Source organism: Staphylococcus sp. FSL W8-0305, from assembly GCF_037966415.1.
In the GTDB taxonomy this organism is placed as follows: domain Bacteria; phylum Bacillota; class Bacilli; order Staphylococcales; family Staphylococcaceae; genus Staphylococcus; species Staphylococcus aureus.
This window is the reverse complement of record NZ_CP150198.1, coordinates 2,267,134-2,292,267: the sequence shown is the minus strand read 5'-3', so window position 1 is coordinate 2,292,267 and position 25,134 is coordinate 2,267,134. Positions and strand designations below refer to the sequence as shown.

20 protein-coding genes and 4 pseudogenes are annotated in these 25,134 nt (G+C 31.9%); 7 read left to right on the top strand and 17 right to left on the bottom strand.

Annotated elements, in window-relative coordinates; all coding sequences use genetic code 11:
- The first annotated feature begins 188 nt into the window (after positions 1 to 188).
- Positions 189 to 1,727, top strand: a complete 1,539-nt coding sequence (locus NST10_RS11070) for an AbgT family transporter (RefSeq protein ID WP_000202030.1) — start codon at positions 189 to 191, stop codon at positions 1,725 to 1,727.
- A 111-nt stretch (positions 1,728 to 1,838) separates the two neighbouring features.
- Here the strand turns inward: NST10_RS11070 and NST10_RS11065 are convergent, their stop codons facing one another.
- The 7 genes and pseudogenes from NST10_RS11065 to NST10_RS11035 all read right to left on the bottom strand — a co-directional run bounded on the left by NST10_RS11065 (position 1,839) and on the right by NST10_RS11035 (position 6,314).
- A complete protein-coding gene (locus tag NST10_RS11065) occupies positions 1,839 to 2,261 on the bottom strand; it encodes a carboxymuconolactone decarboxylase family protein (protein ID WP_001146762.1) in 423 nt (140 codons plus the stop codon).
- A gap of 452 nt (positions 2,262 to 2,713) precedes the next feature.
- Positions 2,714 to 3,127 (bottom strand): DUF1433 domain-containing protein, encoded by a 414-nt coding sequence (locus NST10_RS11060; protein ID WP_000037500.1) that lies wholly within the window; start codon positions 3,125 to 3,127, stop codon positions 2,714 to 2,716.
- Between the two features lie 17 nt (positions 3,128 to 3,144).
- Positions 3,145 to 3,552 carry a DUF1433 domain-containing protein gene (locus tag NST10_RS11055; protein ID WP_339209828.1) on the bottom strand — a complete coding sequence of 136 codons (408 nt, stop codon included), beginning with the start codon at positions 3,550 to 3,552 and terminating at the stop codon, positions 3,145 to 3,147.
- 251 nt (positions 3,553 to 3,803) lie between these two features.
- A pseudogene (locus tag NST10_RS11050) lies at positions 3,804 to 4,230 on the bottom strand (DUF1433 domain-containing protein).
- Positions 4,231 to 4,256: 26 nt separating this feature from the next.
- Entirely contained in the window at positions 4,257 to 4,667 is a 411-nt protein-coding gene (locus NST10_RS11045) for a DUF1433 domain-containing protein (RefSeq protein WP_000914139.1), read from the bottom strand.
- Positions 4,668 to 4,944: 277 nt separating this feature from the next.
- A complete protein-coding gene (locus NST10_RS11040; protein WP_000162204.1) occupies positions 4,945 to 5,367 on the bottom strand; it encodes a DUF1433 domain-containing protein in 423 nt (140 codons plus the stop codon).
- A 251-nt stretch (positions 5,368 to 5,618) separates the two neighbouring features.
- Positions 5,619 to 6,314, bottom strand: a complete 696-nt coding sequence (locus tag NST10_RS11035) for an SDR family oxidoreductase (protein ID WP_000217452.1) — start codon at positions 6,312 to 6,314, stop codon at positions 5,619 to 5,621.
- 298 nt (positions 6,315 to 6,612) lie between these two features.
- Between NST10_RS11035 and NST10_RS11030 the strand changes: the two genes are divergently transcribed.
- Both NST10_RS11030 and NST10_RS11025 read left to right on the top strand, forming a co-directional pair.
- Positions 6,613 to 6,894 (top strand): single-stranded DNA-binding protein, encoded by a 282-nt coding sequence (locus NST10_RS11030; protein WP_000220932.1) that lies wholly within the window; start codon positions 6,613 to 6,615, stop codon positions 6,892 to 6,894.
- Positions 6,830 to 7,013 (top strand): annotated as a pseudogene (locus NST10_RS11025) (hypothetical protein). The gene NST10_RS11030 and the pseudogene NST10_RS11025 overlap by 65 nt, the downstream one beginning before the upstream one ends.
- 138 nt (positions 7,014 to 7,151) lie before the next feature.
- On the opposite strand, the gene NST10_RS11020 reads toward NST10_RS11025, so the two are convergent.
- Positions 7,152 to 7,343, bottom strand: a complete 192-nt coding sequence (locus NST10_RS11020; RefSeq protein WP_001224379.1) for a hypothetical protein — start codon at positions 7,341 to 7,343, stop codon at positions 7,152 to 7,154.
- Between the two features lie 434 nt (positions 7,344 to 7,777).
- Between NST10_RS11020 and NST10_RS11015 the strand changes: the two genes are divergently transcribed.
- Complete coding sequence (locus NST10_RS11015; protein WP_031788452.1) at positions 7,778 to 7,900, top strand: hypothetical protein; 123 nt, start codon at positions 7,778 to 7,780, stop codon at positions 7,898 to 7,900.
- 3 nt (positions 7,901 to 7,903) lie between these two features.
- On the opposite strand, the gene NST10_RS11010 is transcribed toward NST10_RS11015, so the two are convergent.
- The 5 genes and pseudogenes from NST10_RS11010 to NST10_RS10990 all read right to left on the bottom strand — a co-directional run bounded on the left by NST10_RS11010 (position 7,904) and on the right by NST10_RS10990 (position 14,025).
- Positions 7,904 to 8,698: a tandem-type lipoprotein gene (locus NST10_RS11010; protein ID WP_000616191.1), complete on the bottom strand. Its 795-nt coding sequence runs from the start codon at positions 8,696 to 8,698 to the stop codon at positions 7,904 to 7,906.
- A gap of 109 nt (positions 8,699 to 8,807) precedes the next feature.
- Positions 8,808 to 9,571 (bottom strand): annotated as a pseudogene (locus NST10_RS11005) (tandem-type lipoprotein).
- A gap of 106 nt (positions 9,572 to 9,677) precedes the next feature.
- Complete coding sequence (locus NST10_RS11000; RefSeq protein ID WP_339209822.1) at positions 9,678 to 10,466, bottom strand: tandem-type lipoprotein; 789 nt, start codon at positions 10,464 to 10,466, stop codon at positions 9,678 to 9,680.
- 303 nt (positions 10,467 to 10,769) lie between these two features.
- Positions 10,770 to 13,631 (bottom strand): DUF3427 domain-containing protein, encoded by a 2,862-nt coding sequence (locus tag NST10_RS10995; RefSeq protein WP_000088715.1) that lies wholly within the window; start codon positions 13,629 to 13,631, stop codon positions 10,770 to 10,772.
- 1 nt (position 13,632) lies between these two features.
- A complete protein-coding gene (locus NST10_RS10990) occupies positions 13,633 to 14,025 on the bottom strand; it encodes a (deoxy)nucleoside triphosphate pyrophosphohydrolase (RefSeq protein WP_000755954.1) in 393 nt (130 codons plus the stop codon).
- A gap of 116 nt (positions 14,026 to 14,141) precedes the next feature.
- Between NST10_RS10990 and NST10_RS10985 the strand changes: the two genes are divergently transcribed.
- The 3 genes from NST10_RS10985 (at position 14,142) to NST10_RS10975 (ending at position 16,952) form a co-directional block, all read left to right on the top strand.
- Positions 14,142 to 15,950 carry a phospho-sugar mutase gene (locus tag NST10_RS10985; RefSeq protein ID WP_001793882.1) on the top strand — a complete coding sequence of 603 codons (1,809 nt, stop codon included), beginning with the start codon at positions 14,142 to 14,144 and terminating at the stop codon, positions 15,948 to 15,950.
- Between the two features lie 283 nt (positions 15,951 to 16,233).
- Positions 16,234 to 16,500: a SaeRS system activator ScrA gene (gene scrA, locus NST10_RS10980; protein WP_000678764.1), complete on the top strand. Its 267-nt coding sequence runs from the start codon at positions 16,234 to 16,236 to the stop codon at positions 16,498 to 16,500.
- Positions 16,501 to 16,643: 143 nt separating this feature from the next.
- The gene (locus NST10_RS10975) at positions 16,644 to 16,952 is read left to right on the top strand and encodes a hypothetical protein (RefSeq protein ID WP_001573690.1); all 309 of its coding nucleotides are present in this window, start codon (positions 16,644 to 16,646) and stop codon (positions 16,950 to 16,952) included.
- Between the two features lie 126 nt (positions 16,953 to 17,078).
- Here NST10_RS10975 and galU read toward each other — a convergent pair whose 3' ends face one another.
- From galU to NST10_RS10955, 4 genes and pseudogenes are all read right to left on the bottom strand, one after another.
- Positions 17,079 to 17,945: a UTP--glucose-1-phosphate uridylyltransferase GalU gene (galU, locus tag NST10_RS10970; RefSeq protein WP_000721337.1), complete on the bottom strand. Its 867-nt coding sequence runs from the start codon at positions 17,943 to 17,945 to the stop codon at positions 17,079 to 17,081.
- Between the two features lie 179 nt (positions 17,946 to 18,124).
- Positions 18,125 to 20,854: a fibronectin-binding protein FnbB gene (gene fnbB / locus NST10_RS10965; protein WP_339209816.1), complete on the bottom strand. Its 2,730-nt coding sequence runs from the start codon at positions 20,852 to 20,854 to the stop codon at positions 18,125 to 18,127.
- Positions 20,855 to 21,536: 682 nt separating this feature from the next.
- Positions 21,537 to 24,707 carry a fibronectin-binding protein FnbA gene (gene fnbA / locus NST10_RS10960; RefSeq protein WP_339209814.1) on the bottom strand — a complete coding sequence of 1,057 codons (3,171 nt, stop codon included), beginning with the start codon at positions 24,705 to 24,707 and terminating at the stop codon, positions 21,537 to 21,539.
- Positions 24,691 to 24,793, bottom strand: a pseudogene (locus NST10_RS10955) (hypothetical protein). Before NST10_RS10955 ends, fnbA begins: the two are co-directional and overlap by 17 nt.
- Positions 24,794 to 25,134 lie beyond the last annotated feature (341 nt).

The following is a 25,134-nucleotide window of genomic DNA, read 5'->3' as shown; positions in this document are numbered from 1 at the left end:
CACTGTTCAATGCTTCATAAACCTAATAGCTAAGTCTCCAGGCAGTCTTAGCTACTCTCTGCTATACAATTTCTATTGAATAACTCAAAATATTTAACAATATTAGATTTTTCATTTTCTGAAAATTGTTACTTTTGAGAGTATTTTTTGTTACACTTTAAATATTTAACAAAGGGGGGGAATCATTGATGACATCAAAACATCAACAAAAGGGGTCTATCGTCAATCGTTTCTTGAATAGTGTTGAAAAAATTGGAAATAAATTGCCAGATCCTAGCGTTTTATTCTTTTTAATGTGTGTGGGCTTAGCCATTATGACGTGGGTTATCTCATTATTTAATGTATCTGTTAAGCATCCAGGTACGCATCAAACCATTTATATTAAAAATATAATTAGCCATGATGGATTTACAATGATAATGAATGATACGATTAAAAATTTCTCAGAGTTCCCAGCATTAGGCTTAGTACTAGCAATGATGATTGGTATAGGTGTTGCAGAGAAAACAGGATACTTCGACAAGTTAATGATTTCTGTTGTGAATCGCGCACCACGTTTCTTAATTTTACCGACTATTATATTAATTGGGATTTTAGGTAGTACAGCCGGCGATGCTGCTACAATTATCTTGCCGCCGCTCGCAGCGATGCTTTTTATTAAAATTGGCTATCACCCTATCGCTGGACTAACGATGGCATATGCTTCCGCTGTAGGTGGCTTTGCCGCAAATATAGTTGTTGGTATGCAAGATGCTTTAGTCTATTCATTTACAGAACCAGCAACACGTATCGTTTCAGATTCTATTAAAACAAATGTTGCTATGAACTGGTACTTTATCGCAGTGAGTGTCGTTGTATTACTTCCTACGATATTGCTAGTTACAACTAAACTGATTATTCCTAGGTTAGGTCAATATGATGATCGTTTAATGCATGATGATCATGAAGAAACGTCTTCACATATTACTGACAAAGAAGCACATGCTTTAAAATGGGCAAATATCAGTTTCATAGTCACAATTATTTTATTAATTATTACAGCCATTCCTGAACATAGCTTTTTAAGAAATGCTAAAACAGGCAGCTTACTAGACGATGCGCCATTAATTAACGGTGTCGGATTAATTATTCTTGTTGTATTTTTAGTACCTGGATTAGTTTATGGGATTTTAAGCAAAGAAATTAAAAATACAAAAGACTTAGGTAAAATGTTTGGCGATGCTGTAGGATCAATGGGAACATTTATCGTTATTGTGTTTTTTGCAGCACAGCTACTTGCGTATTTAAAGTGGAGTAATTTAGGAATTATCGCTGCTGTTAAAGGTGCCAAATTATTAGAACATCAAAACGGTATTGTATTGATACTAGGTATTATTGTACTGAGTGCAATGGTCAACATGTTAATCGGAAGCGCATCGGCTAAATGGGGTATTTTAGGACCGATATTCGTACCAATGTTAATCCTTATCGGCTTTCACCCCGCATTTACACAAGTCATTTACCGTGTAGGAGATTCAATTACCAATCCAATTACACCGATGATGCCGTACTTACCTTTACTATTAACTTATGCACAAAAATACGATAAACGCATGAAACTCGGAGCCTTACTTTCTAGTTTAATGCCGTATTCAATCGCGCTAAGTATTGCGTGGACAGTATTTGTCATTATTTGGTTCTTATTAGGTATCCCTGTTGGACCAGGTGGACCGATATTCGTTAAATAACAGCACTCAAGGGGATAATTTAAAATGCCACTATACAAGATTTGACCTGTATAGTGGCATGATTTGTTATGATATAGCGTTCGAGATGAAACTCTGTATTTATATGAACAATTATAGTTTATCACTAATAATATTTAGTCTGTTCCAACCGTTAATTTGGTTTACAACAAAGACAAGATCAATAATTTGTTCTTCATCATAAAATGATTTTAGCCGGTCAATAATTTCAAACTTCTTAAAGTCTTTGATTGAATTTAACATTTCTGCAAATTCAAGCGTCACTTTTTCTTGATCAGTAAATAAATCTAAATGTCTAAAACTCAAGACTTCATCAATTTTCATTTGTGTTACACCCAATTCCTTTAATTCTTTTTTATGGATATCAACACAATAATGACAACCGTTAATTTTTGAAATTAATAACTTAATCAATGCACTAAGTTCATCATTAACGGGTGATTGATGAATAAACTTTTCACCTTGGCTCATTACAGACATTAACTCTCCATTTTGTTTCTTGTAATTATACGGCATTTGCAATCTCTCCTTTACATTGTTTAATACCAATCCAGTGATACTACACTTCGAACAATATTGGATAGAATTTGAAATTCTGTATAACATCTTGTCAATCTGTGCTTTAGTTAAAACATTTAGCGCTTATATTTAAAAAATATATAAAATATGAAAACAGATTGAAAGGATATTATACCTTGCTCTACCCTTTTTTATAAAAAATCACACACATTTGAGAAAATTTGATAATGTCAATAAATCACGTCATCGCCATTGTTATTCGGTATATAATGTTTTTATAATGGCCAAACTATTATTTCATTTATATTAATAGGGTTCACTTGTGTTAATGTACTGTAAAAAAACTGGCGAAGTATTGGTGATGATGAAGTGATTTATATTAATTGCGAAACACCTTCGATAGCAATGAAATAGATTATTGGAAGATTAAATCAAAAATAAAGAAGACCCTAGCGGCCTTCTTTTTTGTCTAATTCTTCTTTGATTTCGTCAGGTGATTTTGTTTTTATTTTAATTATTTCCGATAAATTTTTGCTTAGTATTATATCACCTACAAATTGAAAGTTATTTTCAGGCGATGCATAAGCAACAAAATCATCTTTTTTGTTTTCGTTTATGTATCCTTCAATCACTGCACTTCCCATAGGACTTGTTTCCAACTTTGTGAAGTGTACAGATTTGATCGTATTCGGTTCTTTAGTGTTATGCTTGAGATAAAGTGTAATACGCGCTTGTTGTTCTTTATAATAAATTGCTTTTTGCTTTTCTTTTTCATCATATTTCATTTTAAAATGTATGACCGTAGCGACTATACATATACATAAAATAACACCAATAATTATAAAAACATGTTTTTTGGACATTTAACCACCTCCAACTTTTAGTGACCCTTCTTTTTGTTTAGCTCTTTTTTTATATCATCAGGCGATTTTAATTTCTGTGCTGGTTTTAGTAATTCACTTAATCTTTCACTTTCTATCATAGCGCCACCAAATTGATAATTATGTTCTGGTGTAGCATAAGCAGTAAAATTATCTTTTTTGTTTTCATTTATGTAACCTTCAATCATAGGACTTGTTTCCAAGTTAGTGAAATGTACAGATTTGATCGTGTTCGGTTCTATAGTATTATGCTTGAGATAAAGTGTAATGCGCTCTTGTTGTTCTTTATAATAAATTGATTTTTGTTTTTCTTTTTCGTCATATTTCATTTTAAAATAGATACCTACAACACTGATTAATATGATTAACATAATATTAGTTAATATTAAAATTTTCTTTTTCGACATGTATCACCAGCTCCTAATGTAAGGTGGAAAATGAAAAATTTTTATAGTTCTGTAATAATTAATGTTATAGTTTATAAATCATAGTACCACTATCGTCGTATCCAACAACGTGAATATTAGAATTAACTATTACTGAGAATTGAACGATATGATATTCCGCTTCTATAAAATTCGACACCCTACTAACATAAATATCTTCGATAGCAATCGATATTAAACATGTACAAATCAAGCTAAATATTACGTGAAAATCACTGTTTAGTGTTTTTCTTTTTGTTTATTTCTTCTTTAATTTTTTCAGGAGATTTTAAATTTTCAGCGTTCTTCAATTTTCCTAAGACTTCATTACTTCCTGTCAATCCTCCAGTGAATTGATAGTTTTCTTCAGGTGACCCATATGCAACAAAATCAGCTTTTTTGTGTTCATTGATGTATCCTTCAATTACTGCATCGCCCATAGGTCCTGTCTTTAAACTTGTGAAATGCACAGATTTGATGGTATTGGGTTCTTTGGTATTATGCTTGAGATAAAGTGTAATGCGCTCTTGTTGTCCTTTGTAGTAAAGTGCTTTTTGTTTTTCTTTTTCGTCATAATTTCATTTTTAAATAAATGACTGATGCAACTATACATATACATAAAATGACACCAATAATTATAAAAACATGTTTTTTGTTCATTAAAGTAACTCCTAACTTTAGTGACTCTACTTTTTATTTAGTTCTTTTTTTATATCATCTGGTGATTTTAATTGATGCGCTGGTTTTAGTAACTCACTTAATCTTTCACTTTTAATTAAATCACCTACAAATTGAAAGTTATTTTCAGGTGATGCATAGGCAACAAAATCATCTTCTTTATTTTCATTTATGTAACCTTCAATCACAGCACTTCCCATAGGACTTGTTTCCAAGTTTGTGAAATGTACAGATTTGATTGTGTTCGGTTCTATAGTATTATGCTTAAGATAAAGTGTAATGCGCGCTTGTTGTTCTTTATAATAAATTGATTTTTGTTTTTCTTTTTCATCATATTTCATTTTAAAATAGATACTTGCAACACTAATTAATATGATTAATATAATACTAGTTAACATTAAAATTTTCTTTTTCAACATATATCACCAGCTCCTAAAATGTGGTGGGATTTTATACAGTTTACATGTTTATGATACTACATAACACGCTCTTACAAAGAAAAACTATAATTTTAATCTAGGTCAAGGAAAAGCAATTAAAAGTGTTGATATAAAGTTCATCTAAGATCATCGGAATATTGCGGTTATGAAGTGGTTAACAGATAAATTCAGTGGAAATTGTACTAAAAATTCAACTTTTCATTTTTATGTGTAAGTATGATTAACTTGAAAGCAAAATTAAAACGACCGCATAGTTTTAGCGGTCGTTCTTTTTAGACTCTAATTCCTTTTTTATCTCATCAGGTGATTTGGTTTGATGTGCTGGTTTTAATAACGTGCTTAAATTTTTACTTTTGATCAAACTTCCACCAAATTGATAATGATGTTCTGGAGACCCATATGCAACAAAATCAGCTTTTTTGTTTTCATTGATGTAACCTTCAATTACGGCATCGCCCATAGGTCCTGTCTTTAAACTTGTGAAATGTACAGATTTGATCGTGTTCGGTTCTTTAGTGTTATGCTTGAGATAGAGTGTAATACGCTCTTGTTGTTCTTTATAATAAATTGATTTTTGCTTTTCTTTTTCGTCATATTTCACTTTTAAATAAATGACTGTAGCAACTATACATATACATAAAATAACACCAATAATTATAAAAACATGTTTTTTGGTCATTAAAGCAACTCCTAAAATGTGGTGGAAAATGAAAAAGTTTTTATAGTTCTGTAATTATGAACATTATAGATTATAAATCATAGCACTAATATCGTCGCCTTCACTCACTCGATTGTTAAAATCACCAGTTACTGAGAATTGTGCAAGGAATAATTTCCTATCATGCTTTTATATCATTATTGCCTTACTAATATTAACAAAACCGATAGCTATTACATTAAATGCCTACCTCCCACACCTCAAACACCTTTTTATACAGGACGCACTGTAATTTCATTCACGTTAACGTGCTTTGGTTGTGTTAATGCATATAATACTGCTTCTGCAATATCTTGTGGCTCAAGTTTTTTACGATCTGTTGGATTGTATGTGGCAGTTATTGCTGTATCAACCATTCCTGGAGAAATGCTTGTTACTTTAACACCTGTCTTTGCCAACTCTTTTTCTAATCCTTGAGTAATAGTGTGAACTGCCGCTTTCGTCGCACTATAAATCGTACTGCTTTTCGTTACTTCAAAGCCAGAAATAGATGCAATGTTAATAAGATGGCCACTTGATTGTTCTAACATAGTTGGTAATGCAGCCTTTGCCGTGTATAAAGTGCCTTTGATATTAACATCAATCATACTATCCCATTCATCTACTTGATAATCAGTAATCTTAGACGACAACATTTGCCCCGCACTATTGATGACAATATCCAAACCACCGAATGTTTGTTGTGCCATTTTTATCAATTCATCGACTTCTTCTTTTTTCGTTACATCAGTTGGCACTACCTTCACACTATCTTGAGCTAATTGATTCGCCACATTTTGTAGTTTATCTTTATTTCTACCGGCTAAGACAACTTTCGCCCCTTCTTCATGTAGTAATGTTGCAATTGCTTCTCCAATACCACTACCTGCACCTGTAACTACTGCTATTTTATCTGTTAATACTGTCATAATGATCGACTCCTTTGATTCTTTTTATTTTTTTAGGGTACATCATAAGTACATATTACTATTTATACTTTTAAAAAGCGTATCACAATTCATATTCTGGTTATACTAACTCGATTTATTTACACTGATAAAGTACATTTTTAAGTTATTCAAAATATACAAATAATCGTTGTTCATATTTTTTATTTTTAAAAATGTTGAAAAATTGTCAATTCTTTATTGTAAAAGTCGAAAGTTAGTACTAAAGTTATAAGTATTAGTAAACAATGGCAAGGCTGTTAGAAATGGGGGAGTTATTGTGACATATCATGAGCGTGTGTTAGCACTGAGAGCAGAAAGTAAAAGAACTGCATTTGATTTTAGATTCGAGGATTTATTTAGCAAAGAAGAATGGCTAAGTATGTCGCTTGCAGAAAGACAAAAAGCCGAGAAAGCATTTCGACACGAAATCAAAAAATTAGATGATGTAAGAATGCCCTTCTCAAGTGCACATGATGCCCAAGTGAAACTGTATAATGTTGTGTATTCATACAATGGCATTAAACGTAATTTCAAACAAGTTGAAAATGAAGGATTCTAATATCATTTCGTTTATATATCGTGGACATGATACAGTTATATATAATCTTGTAGGTAATCATACTAAAATTCAATATAGACATGACTAAAGCCACATCCAATATAGGACGTGGCTTTTAGTATCGTTCCAGATTTGTGGGGAGTTAGGGTTTACTTAATTAAAGGGGTCTGCCCTCAATTGCTCACCAACGAGGGCAAGTTACATCAATCACACTTCAATTGCCGCCGACTAGGGGTAGTAATCATTGGCAATAAGAACTAGTTAGTGACTAACGATTTACGTTCCATAGCAAAGTGATACAAACGCTCAGCATCAATGTAAGGCATAGAATCAATAGTTAGGTAACCATCTTTGATGTCACCAATTAATCCTTGATTTACACCAGTGTTCACGTAAATATCATAGCTACTTACGTCTGAGAAAATAAGCGCTTCAATCTCTTTTCTCATAATCATCACTCCAATGTTTATATATTATTTATATAAACTCTCTCGTCTCTCTCTATTTATTAACTTCTTACAAGTCTAATATTACATGAATTTCTAAATAAATAAAGGGGTTTGTGATGCATTTCACAAATTTATCACTATTTTGGAAAATTAAGAAATAGTTAATTATATAAAAGTTTAATAAGTCAGAAAATATGATAAAATGTAGATGTTCTTTAGACATTAAAAGCTTCTAACATGATACGGAATATGAGGTTCCTGTATCACATTAGAAGCTTTTTTGTTGTGGTGCTTATATTGATAATGGCATGAATGAACACACGCTGTCTTAGTTTCAGGAATCGGCTAGAATATTAAACTTCCGTTCTTTGAATATTTTTTAATTTCTTACTAATATCATCCAGTTCATTCTTCGCCTTTTTAACCCAATCTCCTTGAGCTACATTATCAAATTCACCTTTAAATTTTTTGAAATGACTACCTATATTTCACAGCTCACTTTAGATATCGAACTTGTTTCTTCAGAGTTACTTGTTATATTATCAGGTTTTATTTGATATTCAGTTTGACTCATACCTTGTATCCTCACTTGGAGTATATTGTACAGAATCCGTAAAATAGATGTTTTCTTCTTTATTTTCTACAAAGGTAAATTCTATATTTTTTGATCCTACTGATGATCCTTTTAAATCACCATCACCTTTCAATAATAGTTTCGGCGCTTGTTTGGTTGGAATATCATATCTTTTTCTTAACTGTTGGACATTATAATCATCATTATTCAATTGATATTTTGCCGAATAACTTGGTACATTAGGATTATATGAAATATCACCATCTTTATAATCATTAATATCTTTAAAGTTGCCATATTGTACAAAGAACTTAAGGTTTTCAATCTCTTTTTTTAACTTGTCATTCGGTAGTGGCTTCGTTGGTATGATTTTATTATGTTCCATTTTTACCGGATACCTTTTTTCATCATCCTTTGGTCTGCCGTTACTGTCATCTGTCATTTCACTTATAAAATAATACCCTTTTGTGGTTCTAGTATTGCGATTGATATAGAGCACCATTCCTCTCGTTTCCATATCCTTACCTTTTGGCTCGATTACCATTTCAGAATTAACTATCCAAGTACCTTTATCACCCTTTTTAAATTCTTGATCTCGAAAGCCTTCTTTATCGTAAAAACCATCGAGATTTTTGGTTGGATATAATTTTAATGTTTGATTAAATGTGTCTTTAATTTGGGCGTTTCGACCATTTGTTTTTGTCATAATGACATAACCTACAATCAATATAATGAGTAATACCAAGCATATACCGAGCGTTAATTTCTTTGATTGAATCATCATTTCTCCACCTTATATTTTTAATACTGACTCAATCTTTAATTTATACATCTAAAGAGAAAAATTTTTTAACACTTAATGGAATTTTCATTCCAAATTTCTATTAACTCTATTCAGTAGGTTTGAAATTAATACTATCAGAAAAATAGATGTTTTCTTTTTTATTTTCTACAAAAGTAAATTCTAACTCTTTAGACCCTACAGATGAGCCTTTTAAATCACCATCGCCTTTTAATAACATTTTCGGTGCTTGTTTCGTTGGTATGTCATATCTTTTTCTTAACTGTTGCACATTATAATCATCATTCCTCAATTGATATTTTTCGGAATAACTTGGCACATTAGGATTATATGAAATATCACCATTTTTATAATCATTAATATCTTTAAAATTGCCATATTGTACAAAAAATTTAAAGTTTTCAATTTCTTTTTTCAACTTGTCATCTTGTATTGGCTTCGTTGGGATAATTTGATTATGTTCCATTTTGACTGGATATTTTTTTCTTTTTCATACGTTTTTCCTTTTGTTTCACTTACAAAAAAATAACCTGTTGTCCTTTTTGTATTTCTATTCATATATAGAATCATTCCTCTTGATTTTAAACTTTCTCCCTTTAATTGAATATTCATTTCAGAGCTGATTATCCATGTACCTTTGTCTCCTTTGTCAAATTCTTGATCTCGAAAGCCTTCTTTATCGTAAAAATCATCGAGATTTTTGGTTGGATATAATTTTAATGTTTGATTAAATGTGTCTTTAATTTGGGCGCTTCGACTATTTATTTTTGTCATAATGACATAACCTACAATCAATATAATGAGTAATACCAAACATATACCGAGCGTTAATTTCTTTGAATGAATCATCATTTCTCCACCTTATATTTTTAATACTGACTCAGTTTTTAATATTTACAACTAAAGAAAAATTATTTTGAACACTTTATGGAATTTTCATTCCAAACTTCTATTAACCCTATTCAGTAGGTTTGAAATTAATACTATCCGTAAAATAGATGTTTTCTTCTTTGTTTTCTTCTTTGTTTTCTACAAAGGTAAACTCTAAATTTTTGTGTCCTATAGATGATCCTTTTAAATCACCATCACCTTTTATTAATAATTTAGGTGCTTTCTTAGTTGGTATATTATACCTCTTTCTAAGTTGCTTCACATTGTAGTCATTGTTACTCAATTGATATTCTGCTGAATAACTAGGTACATTTGGATTATATGAAATGTCACCATCTTTATAATCATTAATATCTTTAAAGTCACCGTATTGTACAAAAAATTTAAAGTTTTCGATTTCTTTTCTTAATTTATCATCAGCTATCTGTTTGGTTGGGATAATTCGATTATGTTCCATTTTCACTGGATATTTTGTATCTTTACTTTGTGCATACCCTTTACTATCTTCCCACAATTCTCTAACAATAAAATTACCTTTCGTTGTTCTAGTATTACGATTTATATAGAGCACCATACTTCTAGATTCCATTTTTTTATCCTTCAGCTCAACTACCATCTCAGAATCAACAATCCAAGTGCCTTTATCTCCTTTATCAAACTCTTCGTCACGAAATCCTTCCTTATCATAAAAGTCTTCAAGATTTTTAGTTGGATACAGGCTCAACGTTTTGTTGAAGTTTTCTTTAATTTGTTTATCTTTACTACTTTCTTCTTTTTTCATTCCGCAAGCCCCTATAAAAACAGATAGTATTATCAAGCATAGACACATTTTCAACCTTTTTGAATGAATCATCATTTCACATCCCCATTTTTATTTTTGATGCAAAGTTAAGTTCAAATTCCAATATTAATAATACTAGAGGAAATTTTATGATTAAATCCTCGTGGCTTTTAATTGTTAGTTGTATTTTTCACATATTAACATCACAAATTATTTAAAAAAGCGCAAATATCTTTATAATTTTTATTGGCCTAACCAACTAATTAATTAAGATAAATTGCGCTTATATTTAAAATAATAACACTGAAACTCAATGTCTTTACTTGTTAAAATTGATGTTTAAATACATCTTTACTAACATTCATTTTTCGGTTTACATTAATTTGTTATATAGCGATATATATCATCTCTGACAGCTTTATCGAGTGCTAAATCCATAGTTACTACGTTTGAACCATTCGGCATTTTATCTTGCTTCTCTGAACCTTCTATATATCCAGCAGTTCCTAAATAATAAAAATATATACCATCATCATCTTTTTTCTGTACAAAAATATACATTTTAATTCCTTTTGCTCTATGGGACAAAATTTTCTGAACTTCTTTTGATTTTAGCGTTCTATTAGATTTAGTAAACCATTTTAATTCATCTTGACTTAAAAATTCATCTTCATATTTTGTGCTATCACTTATATCCTCATGCTTATCATAAGTGATAAATATTGGCATTTCTTGGCTTCTTATCATGTATCCCATGATTACAGACGAACCATTTTTACTCCAATTAAATATTTTACTAAAATCTTCTCTTGAATATTTATTATATAAAATCAGTCCATTTTTACCTTTTTGGTATTTTTCATTGTTATACTTTGATAATTCAATAAGATCTTCTAAAAATATTTTAAATGTTTGATTACTTAGAGCATTAGTAAATGCATCGCTTAGTCTTATCATTCTTTCATTACATTCTATAATGGGACTTCCATAGATTTTTTCAATTCCTGCGTTGTAAAATGAAAAATCTAAAATTCTTAATGAAGTATCTATATCATCTTCTGTTATATCCTTAACTTCGTTCAACATTTTATTTTTTAATTCATCATATGTTAATTCATTTTTTAAAAGTTCTTCTAAAACTATACTATCGATTCTTTTCAATCCAGGTGCTATTTGTCTTGAAAAGAAAACCAGATTTTTAGATTCATTTTCCGTCAATAAAGCATCTATTTTTTTATACCTTACTAAAAATTCGTAATAATTACTAAATTTAGAAAATATAACGCTTGGATCTATTGAATGTTGTTGTATAAAATCCATTAGTAACGGCATGTGTCCCAATCTATTTTCAACTTCTTCATAAGCTTTTAATATTAATTTATTTTGATTCAATGATACTGCATCCAATGAATTGTAAATCTGTTTTTTAGCAACTTCTTCAAAATTAATTGTAGATACTCCATTAATCGAATCGTTATTCGTTAAAAACTTCTTATAATTATCTTTATTTTGCGATTGATCCCCAGAAAGCGCAATCGGAATTAAATAATTTGTCTTATAATTACCAATAAAATCAATTACTGTAACATACTCTTTATTTGAACTTTTTCTTAACCCTCTACCAAGTTGCTGAATGAATATAATACTAGACTCAGTTGGTCTCAGCATTACAACTTGATTGACTTCTGGAATATCAATACCTTCGTTAAATAGATCTACAGTTATAATATAGTTAATCTTACCTTCTCTTAATTTTTCTATTACAATTTGGCGATAATTAACACTATCGTCTCCTGTTAAAGCAACACTTTTAATCCCTTTTGAACTTAGTTTATCCGCTAAATCATAAGCTTCTTTTTTGCTACTTACAAAAATTAATCCTTGTAAAATTTCACCTGAATATCCATAGTAATCTGTCTTTTGAATAATATAATTAACTCTTTCATCAGAAGTTAAATATCTCAGTTTAGTTACATCATCTTCTTTAATACCTTGATGTACATAATCAGTCACACCAAAATAATGAAATGGACATAAAATATCACTTTCTAATGCTGCTTGTAACCTTATTTCATAAGCAATATTATAATCAAACATTTCAAATATACTTAATTCATCTGATCTTTCTGGTGTTGCAGTCATACCCAGCATAAACTTAGGTTTGAAGTAATTAAATACTCGTTGATAAGTAGATGCAGCAGAACGATGTGCTTCATCAAAAACAATATAATCAAATTCTTTTTCATCAAACTGCTTAAAATTATCATCTCTAGATAATGTTTGAATTGTTGCAAATAAATATTTGGCATCGACATCTCTATGTTTGCCTGTCAACAATCCAAAATCACTATCATTTTTTGTAGGTAATACTTTTTTAAATTCTTCCTTAGCTCTATTTAAAATTCCCTCATTATGAACAATAAATAAAAATTTATTAGGGTTTACTTCTCTAACATCTAATGCACATAAAATCGTTTTACCTGTACCAGTTGCAGATATTATTAACGCCTTATCTTTGGCTTTATCCCTAATAGCTTTTAATGACCTTAATGCTTCTGCTTGCATTAAATTCGGTACAATTTCCACTGATTTTTTCACCTTATCAGCTAGCAGCATTTGAGTTTGTTCAACCTCCGCCAATTTTTCTAAGGAGCGGTACTCAAATGATTCTTTATATGAATTAATCCATTGCTGAGTCAGTTGGGTACTGTTTTGCCATAACAAGTCAAATTCATTTTTTACACTATCAACCAAATCCCCATTTTTCATAGTAGACAGTAAAACATTATGCTCATAATTAACCTTTAACGCATTCGATGTTAAATTAGAGCTTCCTATTACCATAGAACTATAATCCTTATGTTCAAAAATATATCCTTTGGCATGGAATCCAGCAATATCGGTTAATCTTACCTCTACATTTTTTAATTTAAGTAATTCTCCATACATTTTAGGACTATTAAACCCTAAGTAATTAGATGTTAATATTTTCCCTTTAACACCCTTATTGCTTAAATCTAATAGTTGAGCCTTTAAGCTGGCTAAACCGCTTTCTGTTATAAAAGCCACAGAAAAATAGAACGTTTCACATTTTTGAAGTTCATCTATAATTGTTGAAAGAACTTTTTCATTTTTATTATTTACTAAAAGCTTCGGTGTATAATTCCCTTTATGAGAAATATGTTTGTCTATAAACCCTTTATGTAAAGATTGATTGAAATCATTTAGTAATCTACTCATATTATCCCTCAGTCATAATTTTATTAACGGCTGGTATATCCGCTGGGGCCCAATTTAATTTATCAAGTTCGTTTATTGACAACCATTCAATACTCTTATGTTCAGTTAGAGTTGGTAACTCTTTGTTTAAAGTACATTTGTATGTTGTTAACCTAACAATTCCAAAATCATATTCATGTTCTGTAGTTATAACTTTGTCTCCAACAATTAGATCACATTTCATTTCTTCTCTAATTTCTCTAATCAAAGCGTCTTTTTCAGTTTCATTCTTTTCAACCTTACCGCCAGGAAATTCCCACATTAAAGGCAGACTCATTTTTTCACTTCTCTGTGCACAAAGAATTTTGTTATCAGAAAAAATAATAGCTCCTACTACATTGATTACTTTTTTCATAAGACTCACCCTTCAATTTAAAATCATCTTAATTGTTATTCTATCAAAAATTACAAAACTATATATAAATCAATATTAAAAATTAATATTTTACATTCACATGAACGCTCTACTCCATGCATTTTCATACACATCTATTATATAATACTTGTGAAAAGTATTGTCTTGGGGCTGTGTTTTTTTACTTTTGGGGCGTATTTCTTTATAATTCATTACATAAATGTAAGGGCTTTAGTTTTCATGTTTTATTAAGTCTAACTGAGATTTTGAAAGGATGTTTAGCAACAATGGATAAAGAGTTATGGATAAAAAGAGCTAATGATAGTTTAGTTAAACATTTTTATGAGCAACAATCTGACATTGAACAGCGAGAAGGTTTTGAAAGTAAATTAACGTTTGGTACTGCGGGTATACGCGGAAAATTCGGTCTTGGTGAAGGTCGACTTAATAAGTTTACTATTGAAAAATTGGCATTAGGTTTAGCGCGTTATTTAAATGCCCAAACAAACAATCCAACAATAGTCATTCATTATGATATTAGACATCTTTCAACTGAATTCGCCCAAATCATTGCTAATGTATTAGCAAACCATCAAATAATAGTTTATTTACCTGATACATATAAAACGACACCGGAATTATCGTTCGCGGTGCGCAATCTTAATACTACTGCTGGCATTATGATTACAGCAAGTCATAATCCGAAAGACTATAACGGCATTAAAGTATATAGTTCTGATGGCGCGCAACTATCGACCGATGCATCTGAGCTTGTAAGTCGTTATATCGAAGAAGTTGGCGATCCATTACAGATTGATATACCTATTTCAAAACAAAATACATCTTATATCAAGCCTTTCCCGAAATCTGTAACTGATGACTATATGAAACACATTCAAAATATGATTGGCTATATTCCTAAATCTGATTTACAAGTTGTGTTCACTAGTTTGCATGGTACAAGTGTTCCGATTGTACCTGAGTTATTAAAATCTTTGAATTTCAATCAATTCAATCTTGTAGAAGCACAATGTAAACCTGATCCGAATTTTAGCTCAGTTCAAAGTGCTAATCCTGAAGATCATCGCGCTTTTGATCAAGCAGTCGAACTTGCAAATAAAAGTCATGCAGACTTATTAATATCAACTGACCCTGATGCGGATCGTCTTGGTATTGCTGAACGTGATGCACACGGTCATATCACATATTTTAATGGCAACCAAATTGGTGCGCTGTTACTTAATTATCGTATTCAACAAACGTCTCAATTACGTCACCGCTTAATGATTCAATCTATTGTAAGTAGTGAGTTAACAAAGTCATTAGCACGCTATAATAATGTTGAATACAAAGAGGTGCTGACGGGCTTTAAATTTATTGCTCAGGAAATAAGACAACTGGACGATCATCAAAATATGATTTTCGCATTTGAAGAGAGTTACGGTTTTCTATCAGAGCCTTTTGTACGTGATAAAGATGCCGTACAAATTGTGCCACTCATTATAAAATACGCTTCTGAGTTAAAATTATATGGCAAAACATTGAAAGATGAATTAGAACAGATTTATCAAACTGTTGGTAGACATGAGGATACATTATTCTCGCATACGCTAGAAGGTTTAGAAGGTAAGAAAAAAATTGAATCAATTATGACACATTTCCGTTCAAATCCACCGCAAGAGATTCAAGGACTGAAAGTGAAAGCAATTGAAGATTATTTAACTAGCGAGGTTTATCAGTTGGATAAAGATACAACGTCGCAGATTGATTCTCCTAAGTCAAATGTTATTCGTGTCTTATTTGACGAAGGATTTATCGCTTTACGTCCTTCTGGTACTGAACCTAAAATTAAATTATATGTGTCGTTAAAATGTCCGGATTTTGATGATGTAGCTCAAAAAATTAATGCGATGATTTTTAGCTAATTAAAAATTTTAAACATCGAAATATTACATTTCATTTTATACTTATCAGCCCTTTTGAAACTAGAATCCTTATGTTTTCGCGTTTTGAAGGGGCTAATTTGTAATAATTTTTCAAAAGTATATTAGAAAATTAATTTTCATGTATTTTTCATATTAAGCGGTAATAATATAATAATTAATACCGCGACCTATTTAATTGTTTTCGCGATGAAAAAGGTTTAGAATTACAAAAATAACTATTTTAAATTTAGTTACAAATATATTTTAGAAAGGATGTGAAATAATGAAAGGCTCTAAACAAATACTTTTGATTATGGGCATTATATCTCTTATTGTTTTATTTATTTTTACACTATTCATCATGGCACAATATGCAAAACATTATGAACAAAAATCCGACAGTTCCAACGCACATACTTTAAATTCATCATCAGCCATAATTGAGCAACATACTATGTCGAATTTAGCGTCTCTAGATTTATACGCTCCTGTTCGTAACATTACTTCTAGTCGTGATATTCATCCCATTTATTTCATGACAAAAGATTAAAACTTCCTTTTTCATAACCCCATTCATTCAACTAATAAATTAAAAATTGATAAAAACGTACTGTTTTTTAGAAACATACATATATAAGAAACGCATCAATCACTAAAAGACAGTACATTATATTCTATCGGGAAGGTGCAACAATGACCGTCAACATCGTATTTTCTATCGTGTTCTGTATCAGTATGGTTATATTAGGCATTTATGTCGCAATAACTAAAGATTTCACACTAATCTCTTTTATAAATCAAACGACCATTGCAGATAAACACAAGACCCAAATTGCATATATATTTGCGCTATGTATCAGTTTGAGTGCAGTATTTTTAATGTCTGCAATTCTATGCTTCGAATATGATTTTATTGCATTGTCATTCTTATTTTTAACGATAGCATTATTACTTATCGCATTATTCTACGTTTGCTTTTATAAAATTACAAAATATCCATAAATGTTTGTGATAGTGTGTTGGTTAGATTTAATGGTGCGCTTTCAGCAAGCAATTGTTTGCGAAAAAAATACAACCTTGTACGAATACAAAGTTGCATTAATATAGAATCATTTATGCTTTTTAATGTTATAAACCTAATTCTTTAATAAATCGTGTTAATTCTTCTCGCATACTGTCATCTTTCAATGCATATTCTATGGTAGTTTTAACGAAGCCTAATTTTTCTCCAACGTCATAACGTTCGCCTTCGAAGTCATATGCATACACTTGGTTATCATTATTCATACGCTCAATCGCATCTGTTAACTGAATTTCGTTACCTGCGCCTTCTTTTTGCGTTTTTAAATAATCGAAAATTTCAGGCGTTAATACATATCGCCCCATAATAGCTAGGTTTGATGGTGCCGTACCTTGTGCTGGCTTTTCAACAAACTTTTTCACTTCATACTGACGTCCATTTTTAGTTAATGGATCAATAATTCCATAACGATGAGTATCTGCTTCCGGAACTTCTTGAACACCTATAACTGAGTGCCCCGTTTCTTCATAAACGTCAATCAACTGTTTCACTGCTGGCACTTCAGATTCAACAATATCGTCACCTAATAATACCGCAAATGGTTCATTGCCGATAAATTGACGCGCAGAACTAATCGCATGCCCTAAACCTTTTTGTTCTTTCTGCCTTACATAAAAAATATTCGCAAGTTCCGTTGAATACTGAACTTTTTCTAGTAATTCAGATTTACCTTTTTCTTTTAACACCATTTCTAATTCTTTTTGACTATCAAAATGATCTTCAATCGCGCGTTTGTGGCGACCTGTCACTATAATAATATCTTCAATTCCAGCTCTTGCAGCTTCTTCAACGATATATTGTATTGTCGGTTTATCTAAGATAGGAAGCATTTCCTTTGGCATCGCTTTAGTTGCTGGTAAAAATCTAGTCCCTAAACCAGCAGCGGGAATGATTGCCTTTTTTATTTTTTTCAAAGTTAATGTGCTCCTTTTCCTAAGTATTAAATCTATGTATCAACGTCATTTTAACACTAATTAGAACGCCTTCATAGTGTCATTGAGTATGTAATTATTTCTTGGGAAATTTGATTTAATTTTAAAAAACAGGCTTACTTCATATAATTTATGAAATAAACCTGTCAATTTTAGATTGATTATGCTTTGTGATTCTTTTTATTTCTGCGTAATAACGCTAAACCTAGAATGCTGAATAATCCGCCGAACAACATACCTTTGTTTGTTGATTCTTCTCCACCTGTTTCAGGTAGTTCAGATTTCTTAGATTGTTTTTGTTTAGTTGGTGCCACTGCTTTAACCTTTTCATTAATTTCAATAACAGGTGTTACTACTTTACCTTGTTCCGCTGGTTTAGAAGGCTTTTTAGGTTCTTCTTTAGCAGGTGGTACTGGTTTACCAGGTTCAGCTGGTACCTCTGGTGTTGGTGGTGTTGGCTTACCTGGCTCACTTGGCACTTCTGGCGTTGGCGGTGTTGGTGTGCCTGGCTCACTTGGTACCTCTGGTGTCGGTGGTGTTGGCGGCGTTGTATCTTCTTCAATCGTTTGTTGACCTTCGTTTTGACCGCTTACTTTTGGAAGTGTATCTTCTTCAAAATCAACACTGTTGTGTCCACCGAATTGATAATTAGGTTTATCTTTGTTTGTATCTTCTTCAATAATTTCATTATGCTTATTGAATCCATGAATTTGTGGCACACTGTCGAAGTCGATATCAATGATGTTACCACCTTGTTCATACTTAGGTTTGTCTTCTTCTGTGTCTTCCTCGAATGACTGATTACCGCTATTTTGGCCACCTTCGTAACCTAATTCACTCTTAATATCAACATGGCTATTTTCTTCGATTTCTTCAATCACGCCATAATTACCGTGACCATTTTCAGTTCCTAAACCAGAATGAGAAATATGATGATTGTTTTCAGTGATTTCCTCGACTGGCCCTTGTGCTTGACCATGTTCTTCAGGTAGTTCATCTACTAGTTCAATCAGATTACTTTCAGTTGTATATTCTTTCGTATCTTCAACTGTTGTATGGTCGCTCACTGCGCCAGTTACAATACCTTTTGTAGACTCTTCGTCAAATTCAACTAAGTTAGATTCAGTAGTAACCTGACCGCCACCTGGGTTTGTATCTTCTTCATATTCAACAACATCAGCGTGATGTTTTGAATTTTCATGTGTCGATTCTTCAAAGTCTACATGAATAGAATCTTCTTCAGTTTCTACAATACCTTCAGCATGACCTTCTGCACCTTCAACAGCTGTATGATATTCAAAATCAATTGGCTTAGAATCGTTACTTTCTTCGATTGTACCAGTCAATTCATGCTTCTCCACTGGCGGCTCTGATTTAATGTCTAATTCAATTGGTTCACTCTTATCAATGATAGGATCATTTGGTTTATCTTTACCATCGCCTTGAGCATTATTAGAGTAAAATGCAACGCCGTTGTTCCAAGTTAATTGAACTGGATAATACGAGTAATAAGGATAGTATGGGTAATTTTTATGATAACCTGAAAGATGTGTTCGGAAATTTAGATCCTTAGCATTTTGATCATATTCACCTTCATATTTAATTACATAGTCATTCGAATTATCTAAATCGCTAAGGTTCAATGTGTACCCACCATTACTTGTGTAAGATAGATTTACTTTCTCAGTCACATCTTCAAATTTATTGACATCATCAAGCTTTGCATAAACACTTTCAGCTAATTCATCCGAACCAATGTGTTTATATACTTTGACTGTTGGCTTATTAGCATTTTGTTTATATCCAGATGTTACTTGACCAGTTACTGTGACAGAGCTTAACGACTGGTTGTTAGGTTTCACATACGCAAAATGGCTAAATTTCCCATCTGCTTTATTTAAAGTATCAATTCGCCCATTAACAGTAACACCCATTCTATCTTTAACACCGTCTAAATATTTGATATCGAACTCTTTTTCAATCGTTTTATCACCTAGTGTTACTTCGACTTTTTGTTTTCCTTGCTTTGTCACTGTTGTAGGGTCAATAAATAGATTTAAAGATAATTCAGCAGTTAAATCTTTTTTGTTATCTATATAATCAGTAAATGTATAACGAATTTTACGTTCAGCTATAACTTCACCTATTGCCATAACTTTATCTTCTGTTGAATTTTTTATCTCTGGAACTTTACGCAGTGTTGATATACCATGTGTTTCAACATTATCACTTAATGTGAAATCAAAATAATCTCCTGCCTTAATTCCTTCTCCAAATTTCCATTTGTATTTTAAAGTTACTCTTTGAGCATTATGCGGATTAACAATATTCGAATCTTTATTATGTCCTTCTAAAGAGCTTTCAGTAACTTTCACTTTACTTGTTACATCTGTACCTGTCGCTTTAGCTTCTCCCACTACTTCTTTCTCTGCCACTTCTGCAACGTCAGCCGATCTTTTCATTCTTGGTTTAATTTCTGAGACGTTACTTGGTTGAGCTGTGTCAACTTGAGTTCCTGTAGTTTTCTTATCAGCAACTTTTTCCGATGGTAAATCTTCTTGTAATTTCATTTCGGTTTCTACTTTTGGTGCTTGCACAGTTGTTGGTGCTTCTTCTGTTGTTACTTGTGTTGATTGTGATGGTTGCTCAGTTGATGTCGCGCTGTATGATTGTGTTTCATCTATTGTATTAACGTTATTTGTAGTTGTTTGTGTTTCGCTTGCTTTACTTTCAGTAGCTGAACTCCCACTTTCCTCTACTGTAGTATTGTTTTGTTCCGATGCTGCAGCTTCTTTTTCTTGTCCCATTCCAACAACGATCATTGTTCCTAAGAATACTGAGGCCGCTCCCAATTTGTGTTTTCTTATGCCGTATCTAAGATTGCTTTTCACTATAATATTCTCCCTTAAATGTAAAATTCATTTATTTTTTAACTCAATAAATGCAATTCTATATTGTTCGGTTTTTAAAAGCAATAAAAAAAACCGAGTTAATAAAAAGTTAAGATTGTTGTTAACTTTATGTATAATGGGTTTTTTATTATTTGGAACACACATATATATTGCATACAAAACTCTTGAATACCTTGATATAACGAGCTTGTATTTTTTATACTTACTTTTTAAATTAAATTCAAATTCATCTAATTTAAAACAATATACTAAAGCATACATAATAATCGCCTGTACAATGCATCATTAACAAGTCACTGAAACGCCTTTCATTGTATTAATAACGTCACTATAATTTTTATATCGTTCGGTTTTTATTTGATTTTAATGATTATTTATACAGAAACAGCCGTATTTCAAGACGACATTTTAAATTTAACTAAATTTGCATCTAGTTAATAATTGCATTTATCAAATTTGTCTTATTGATCCAATCTAATTTGTACTTACAAACTAGTTTTAAATTCTAACTTTATCTCTCAGTTCGTTATCAATCATCAGACATAAACAGATGAAGCAATCAGAAAACACTCTAATTTTCTATGTAGAAATTTGATTTAATCTAAAAAAAACAGGCTTACTTCATATAAATTATGAAATAAACCTGTCAATTTTGGATTGATTATGCTTTGTGATTCTTTTTATTTCTGCGTAATAATGCTAAACCTAGAATGCTGAATAATCCGCCGAACAACATACCTTTGTTTGTTGATTCTTCTCCACCTGTTTCAGGTAGTTCAGATTTCTTAGATTGTTTTTGTTTAGTTGGTGCCACTGCTTTAACCTTTTCATTGATTTCAATAACAGGTGTTACTACCTTACCTTGTTCCACTGGCTTAGAAGGTTTTTTAGGTTCATCTTTTGCGGGTGGTACTGGTTTACCAGGTTCAGCTGGTACCTCTGGTGTTGGTGGTACTGGTGTGCCTGGCTCACTTGGTACTTCTGGCGTCGGTGGCGTTGGTGTTTCTGGCTCACTCGGTACTTCCGGTGTCGGTGGCGTTGGTGTTTCTGGCTCACTCGGTACTTCCGGTGTCGGTGGCGTTGGTGTTTCCGGCTCACTTGGTACTTCTGGTGTCGGTGGTGTTGGCGTTTCCGGCTCACTTGGTACTTCTGGTGTCGGTGGCGTTGGTGTTTCCGGCTCACTCGGTACTTCTGGTGTTGGCGGCGTTGTATCTTCTTCAATCGTTTGTTGACCTTCATTTTGACCACTTACTTTTGGAAGTGTATCTTCTTCAAAATCAACACTGTTGTGTCCACCGAATTGATAATTAGGTTTATCTTTGTTTGTATCTTCTTCAATAATTTCATTATGCTTATTGAATCCATGAATTTGTGGCACACTGTCGAAGTCGATATCAATGATGTTACCACCTTGTTCATACTTAGGTTTGTCTTTCTCTGTATCTTCTTCGAATGACTGGTTACCATTATTTTGACCTTGGATTTGAGGTACACTGTCGAAATCGATATCTACGATATTACCACCTTGTTCATATTTCGGTTTGTCTTCTTCTGTGTCTTCCTCGAATGACTGGTTACCGCTATTTTGGCCACCTTCATAACCTAATTCACTCTTAATATCAACGTGGCTATTTTCTTCGATTTCTTCAATCACGCCATAATTACCGTGACCATTTTCAGTTCCTAAACCAGAATGAGAAATATGATGATTGTTTTCAGTAATTTCCTCGATTGGTCCTTGTGCTTGACCATGTTCTTCAGGTAGTTCATCTACTAGTTCAATCAGATTACTTTCAGTTGTATATTCTTTCGTATCTTCAACTGTTGTATGGTCGCTCACTACGCCAGTTACAATACCTTTTGTAGACTCTTCGTCAAATTCAACTAAGTTAGACTCAGTTGTTACTTGGCCACCACCTGGGTTTGTATCTTCTTCATATTCAACAACATCAGCGTGATGTTTTGAATTTTCATGTGTAGATTCTTCAAAGTCAATTGGATTTGATTCCTCAGAGGACTCAGTGTATCTTCCAACGTGACCCGCTTCGCTATCCACAGCAGTATGGTAATCGATATCAATAGCTGATGAATCCGTTTCTTCTATTGTTTCAATGTATCCATCAACATAACCACCTTCACCATCTATAGCTGTGTGGTAATCAATGTCAAGCGGTGTATTGTCTTGATTTTCTTCTGTTTCAATAATTTGCTTCGCATCGTATTGTCCGCTGATTGAACCATTACCACTATCTTCAGAGAACTCAAAGTTATTGGAGTCTACGATTGGACCATATTTTCCATCACCATTAGCTTTATTACTATATAAAACTAATCCATTATCCCATGTTAATGTATAGCCATTGTTATAATAATAATATGTTTTATAGCGATTTTCAGGGTATCCAGTTAATTGAGTTCTAAAGTTCACTTCACTCGTACCATTTAAGTAATCTCCGGTGTAATGAATTACATATGTTTTATCTAATTTGTCAAAATTTAATGAGTAGCTACCATTGTTTTGTACTTTCAATTTATCACCCATTTGATTCGTTACATCTTTCAATTGTGTGCTGTCCACTGTATTTGCATAAACACTTTGTGGTAGCCCATTTTCAACTCCAACATACTCATATATTTTAACATTTGGTTGTGTTCCATTCTCATTACTTCCTTGTGTCAACATACCCGTTACAGTAACACTATCTGAATTGTTTCCATTTATAGGCTTAATATATGCTACGTGTGTAAATTTATTTTTTTCTTTGTCAAACGTTTCAATCGAACCATTTACATTTGTATATTGATTTTTAACACCATCTTTATATGTTATTTGCATAGTTCCTGATGTTTCTTTGCCATTTAATTTTGAAGTTATTGTTTGTTGTCCATTGCTTTGTACAGTTTTAGGATCTATGAATAAGTTTATTTCTAAATTAGCTGTAACATTTACTTTATCTTTGATGTAATCAGTAAATGTATATCTAATTCGGCCATTATCTAATACCTGACCTTTAGCCATAACTAATGATCCATTTTTAATATCTGGAACTTTTCTTGTAGTTGCTACACCATGTGTATTTACATTATTTGATAATGTAAAATCAAAATAATCGCCTGTTTTCAACCCATCTTGAAATTTCAGTTTATACTTTAATACTACACGTTGCCCTTCATGAGGCTGAACATTATTTCCTTTTGGCGCTTCAATTTTACTTTCATCTTCCACTGTAACTTTACTTGTCACATCTGTACCCGTTTCCACTTTCGCGTCACTAGCTTCCTTAGCTTCCGCTACATCTGTTGATCTTGTCACACGTGGCTTACTTTCTAATGCCGTTCTTGGCTGTGCCACTTCAACTTGTGTTTCTGCTACTTGATTTTGTGTAGCCTTTTTAGGTGTTAAATCTACTTGTCTTTGATCTCCGCTATTGTCTTGAGATTGTGTCGTTTCCTTAACTTGAGGGTTCGCTTCTTCCTTAACTACCTCTTCTTTAACTGTTTCTACATTTGCTGGTTGTGCAGTTTGTGGCGCTTGTACTGCTTTTGGTGCTTCTTCAGTTGTTACTTGTGTTGCGTTTGACGGTTGTTCTGTTGCTGTTGCGCTGTATGATTGTGTTTCATCTATAGTATTAACGTTAGTTGTAGTTGTTTGTGTTTCGCTTACTTTATTATCAGTAGCTGAATTCCCATTTTCTTCTACTGTAGTTGTCTTTTGTTCTGATGCTGCAGCTTCTTTATCTTGTCCCATCCCAACAACGATCATTGTTCCTAAGAATACTGATGCTGCTCCCAATTTATGTTTTCTAATGCCGTACCTAAGATTGTTTTTCACTATAATATCTCCCTTTAAATGCAAAATTCATTAATTTTTTTAAACTTAATAAATGCAAGTCTATATTGTTCGGTTTTTAAAAGCAATACAAAAAAGCGAGTTAATGAAAAGTTAAGATTGTCATTAATTTTATGTTAATTGATAATTTTATTATTTGAAATATACTTATAAATTGTATCCAAGTCGTCAGAAACCCTTGTCACACAAGGCTTGTATTTTTTATACTTATTTTTTAAATTAAATTCATCATTATCTAATTTAAAACAACATACTAAACGTTTCATAATTATCGCCTGTACAATACGCACAAAAACATGTCTTGAAACGCCTTTCATTACACTAAAACAACCAATATATTTTTATATCGTTCGGATTCTGAGTATTTCAGACGATTTTCTGCATAAAAATAAACGTGTTTCGAGGCAAT

What these genes read in the sequence shown, in the direction of transcription:
- NST10_RS10995 (WP_000088715.1), bottom strand. Translation starts at nt 13,631, where the DNA reads ATGAGTAGATTACTAAATGATTTCAATCAATCTTTACATAAAGGGTTT.
- NST10_RS11000 (WP_339209822.1), bottom strand. Translation starts at nt 10,466, where the DNA reads ATGATGATTCATTCAAAAAGGTTGAAAATGTGTCTATGCTTGATAATA.
- NST10_RS11020 (WP_001224379.1), bottom strand. Translation starts at nt 7,343, where the DNA reads ATGAGAAAAGAGATTGAAGCGCTTATTTTCTCAGACGTAAGTAGCTAT.
- NST10_RS11035 (WP_000217452.1), bottom strand. Translation starts at nt 6,314, where the DNA reads ATGACAGTATTAACAGATAAAATAGCAGTAGTTACAGGTGCAGGTAGT.
- NST10_RS10990 (WP_000755954.1), bottom strand. Translation starts at nt 14,025, where the DNA reads ATGAAAAAAGTAATCAATGTAGTAGGAGCTATTATTTTTTCTGATAAC.
- scrA (WP_000678764.1), top strand. Translation starts at nt 16,234, where the DNA reads ATGAAAGGCTCTAAACAAATACTTTTGATTATGGGCATTATATCTCTT.
- NST10_RS11010 (WP_000616191.1), bottom strand. Translation starts at nt 8,698, where the DNA reads ATGATTCAATCAAAGAAATTAACGCTCGGTATATGCTTGGTATTACTC.
- NST10_RS11055 (WP_339209828.1), bottom strand. Translation starts at nt 3,552, where the DNA reads ATGTCGAAAAAGAAAATTTTAATATTAACTAATATTATGTTAATCATA.
- NST10_RS11040 (WP_000162204.1), bottom strand. Translation starts at nt 5,367, where the DNA reads ATGACCAAAAAACATGTTTTTATAATTATTGGTGTTATTTTATGTATA.
- NST10_RS11060 (WP_000037500.1), bottom strand. Translation starts at nt 3,127, where the DNA reads ATGTCCAAAAAACATGTTTTTATAATTATTGGTGTTATTTTATGTATA.
- NST10_RS10975 (WP_001573690.1), top strand. Translation starts at nt 16,644, where the DNA reads ATGACCGTCAACATCGTATTTTCTATCGTGTTCTGTATCAGTATGGTT.
- NST10_RS11045 (WP_000914139.1), bottom strand. Translation starts at nt 4,667, where the DNA reads ATGTTGAAAAAGAAAATTTTAATGTTAACTAGTATTATATTAATCATA.
- NST10_RS11070 (WP_000202030.1), top strand. Translation starts at nt 189, where the DNA reads ATGACATCAAAACATCAACAAAAGGGGTCTATCGTCAATCGTTTCTTG.
- NST10_RS11065 (WP_001146762.1), bottom strand. Translation starts at nt 2,261, where the DNA reads ATGCCGTATAATTACAAGAAACAAAATGGAGAGTTAATGTCTGTAATG.
- NST10_RS10985 (WP_001793882.1), top strand. Translation starts at nt 14,142, where the DNA reads ATGCATTTTCATACACATCTATTATATAATACTTGTGAAAAGTATTGT.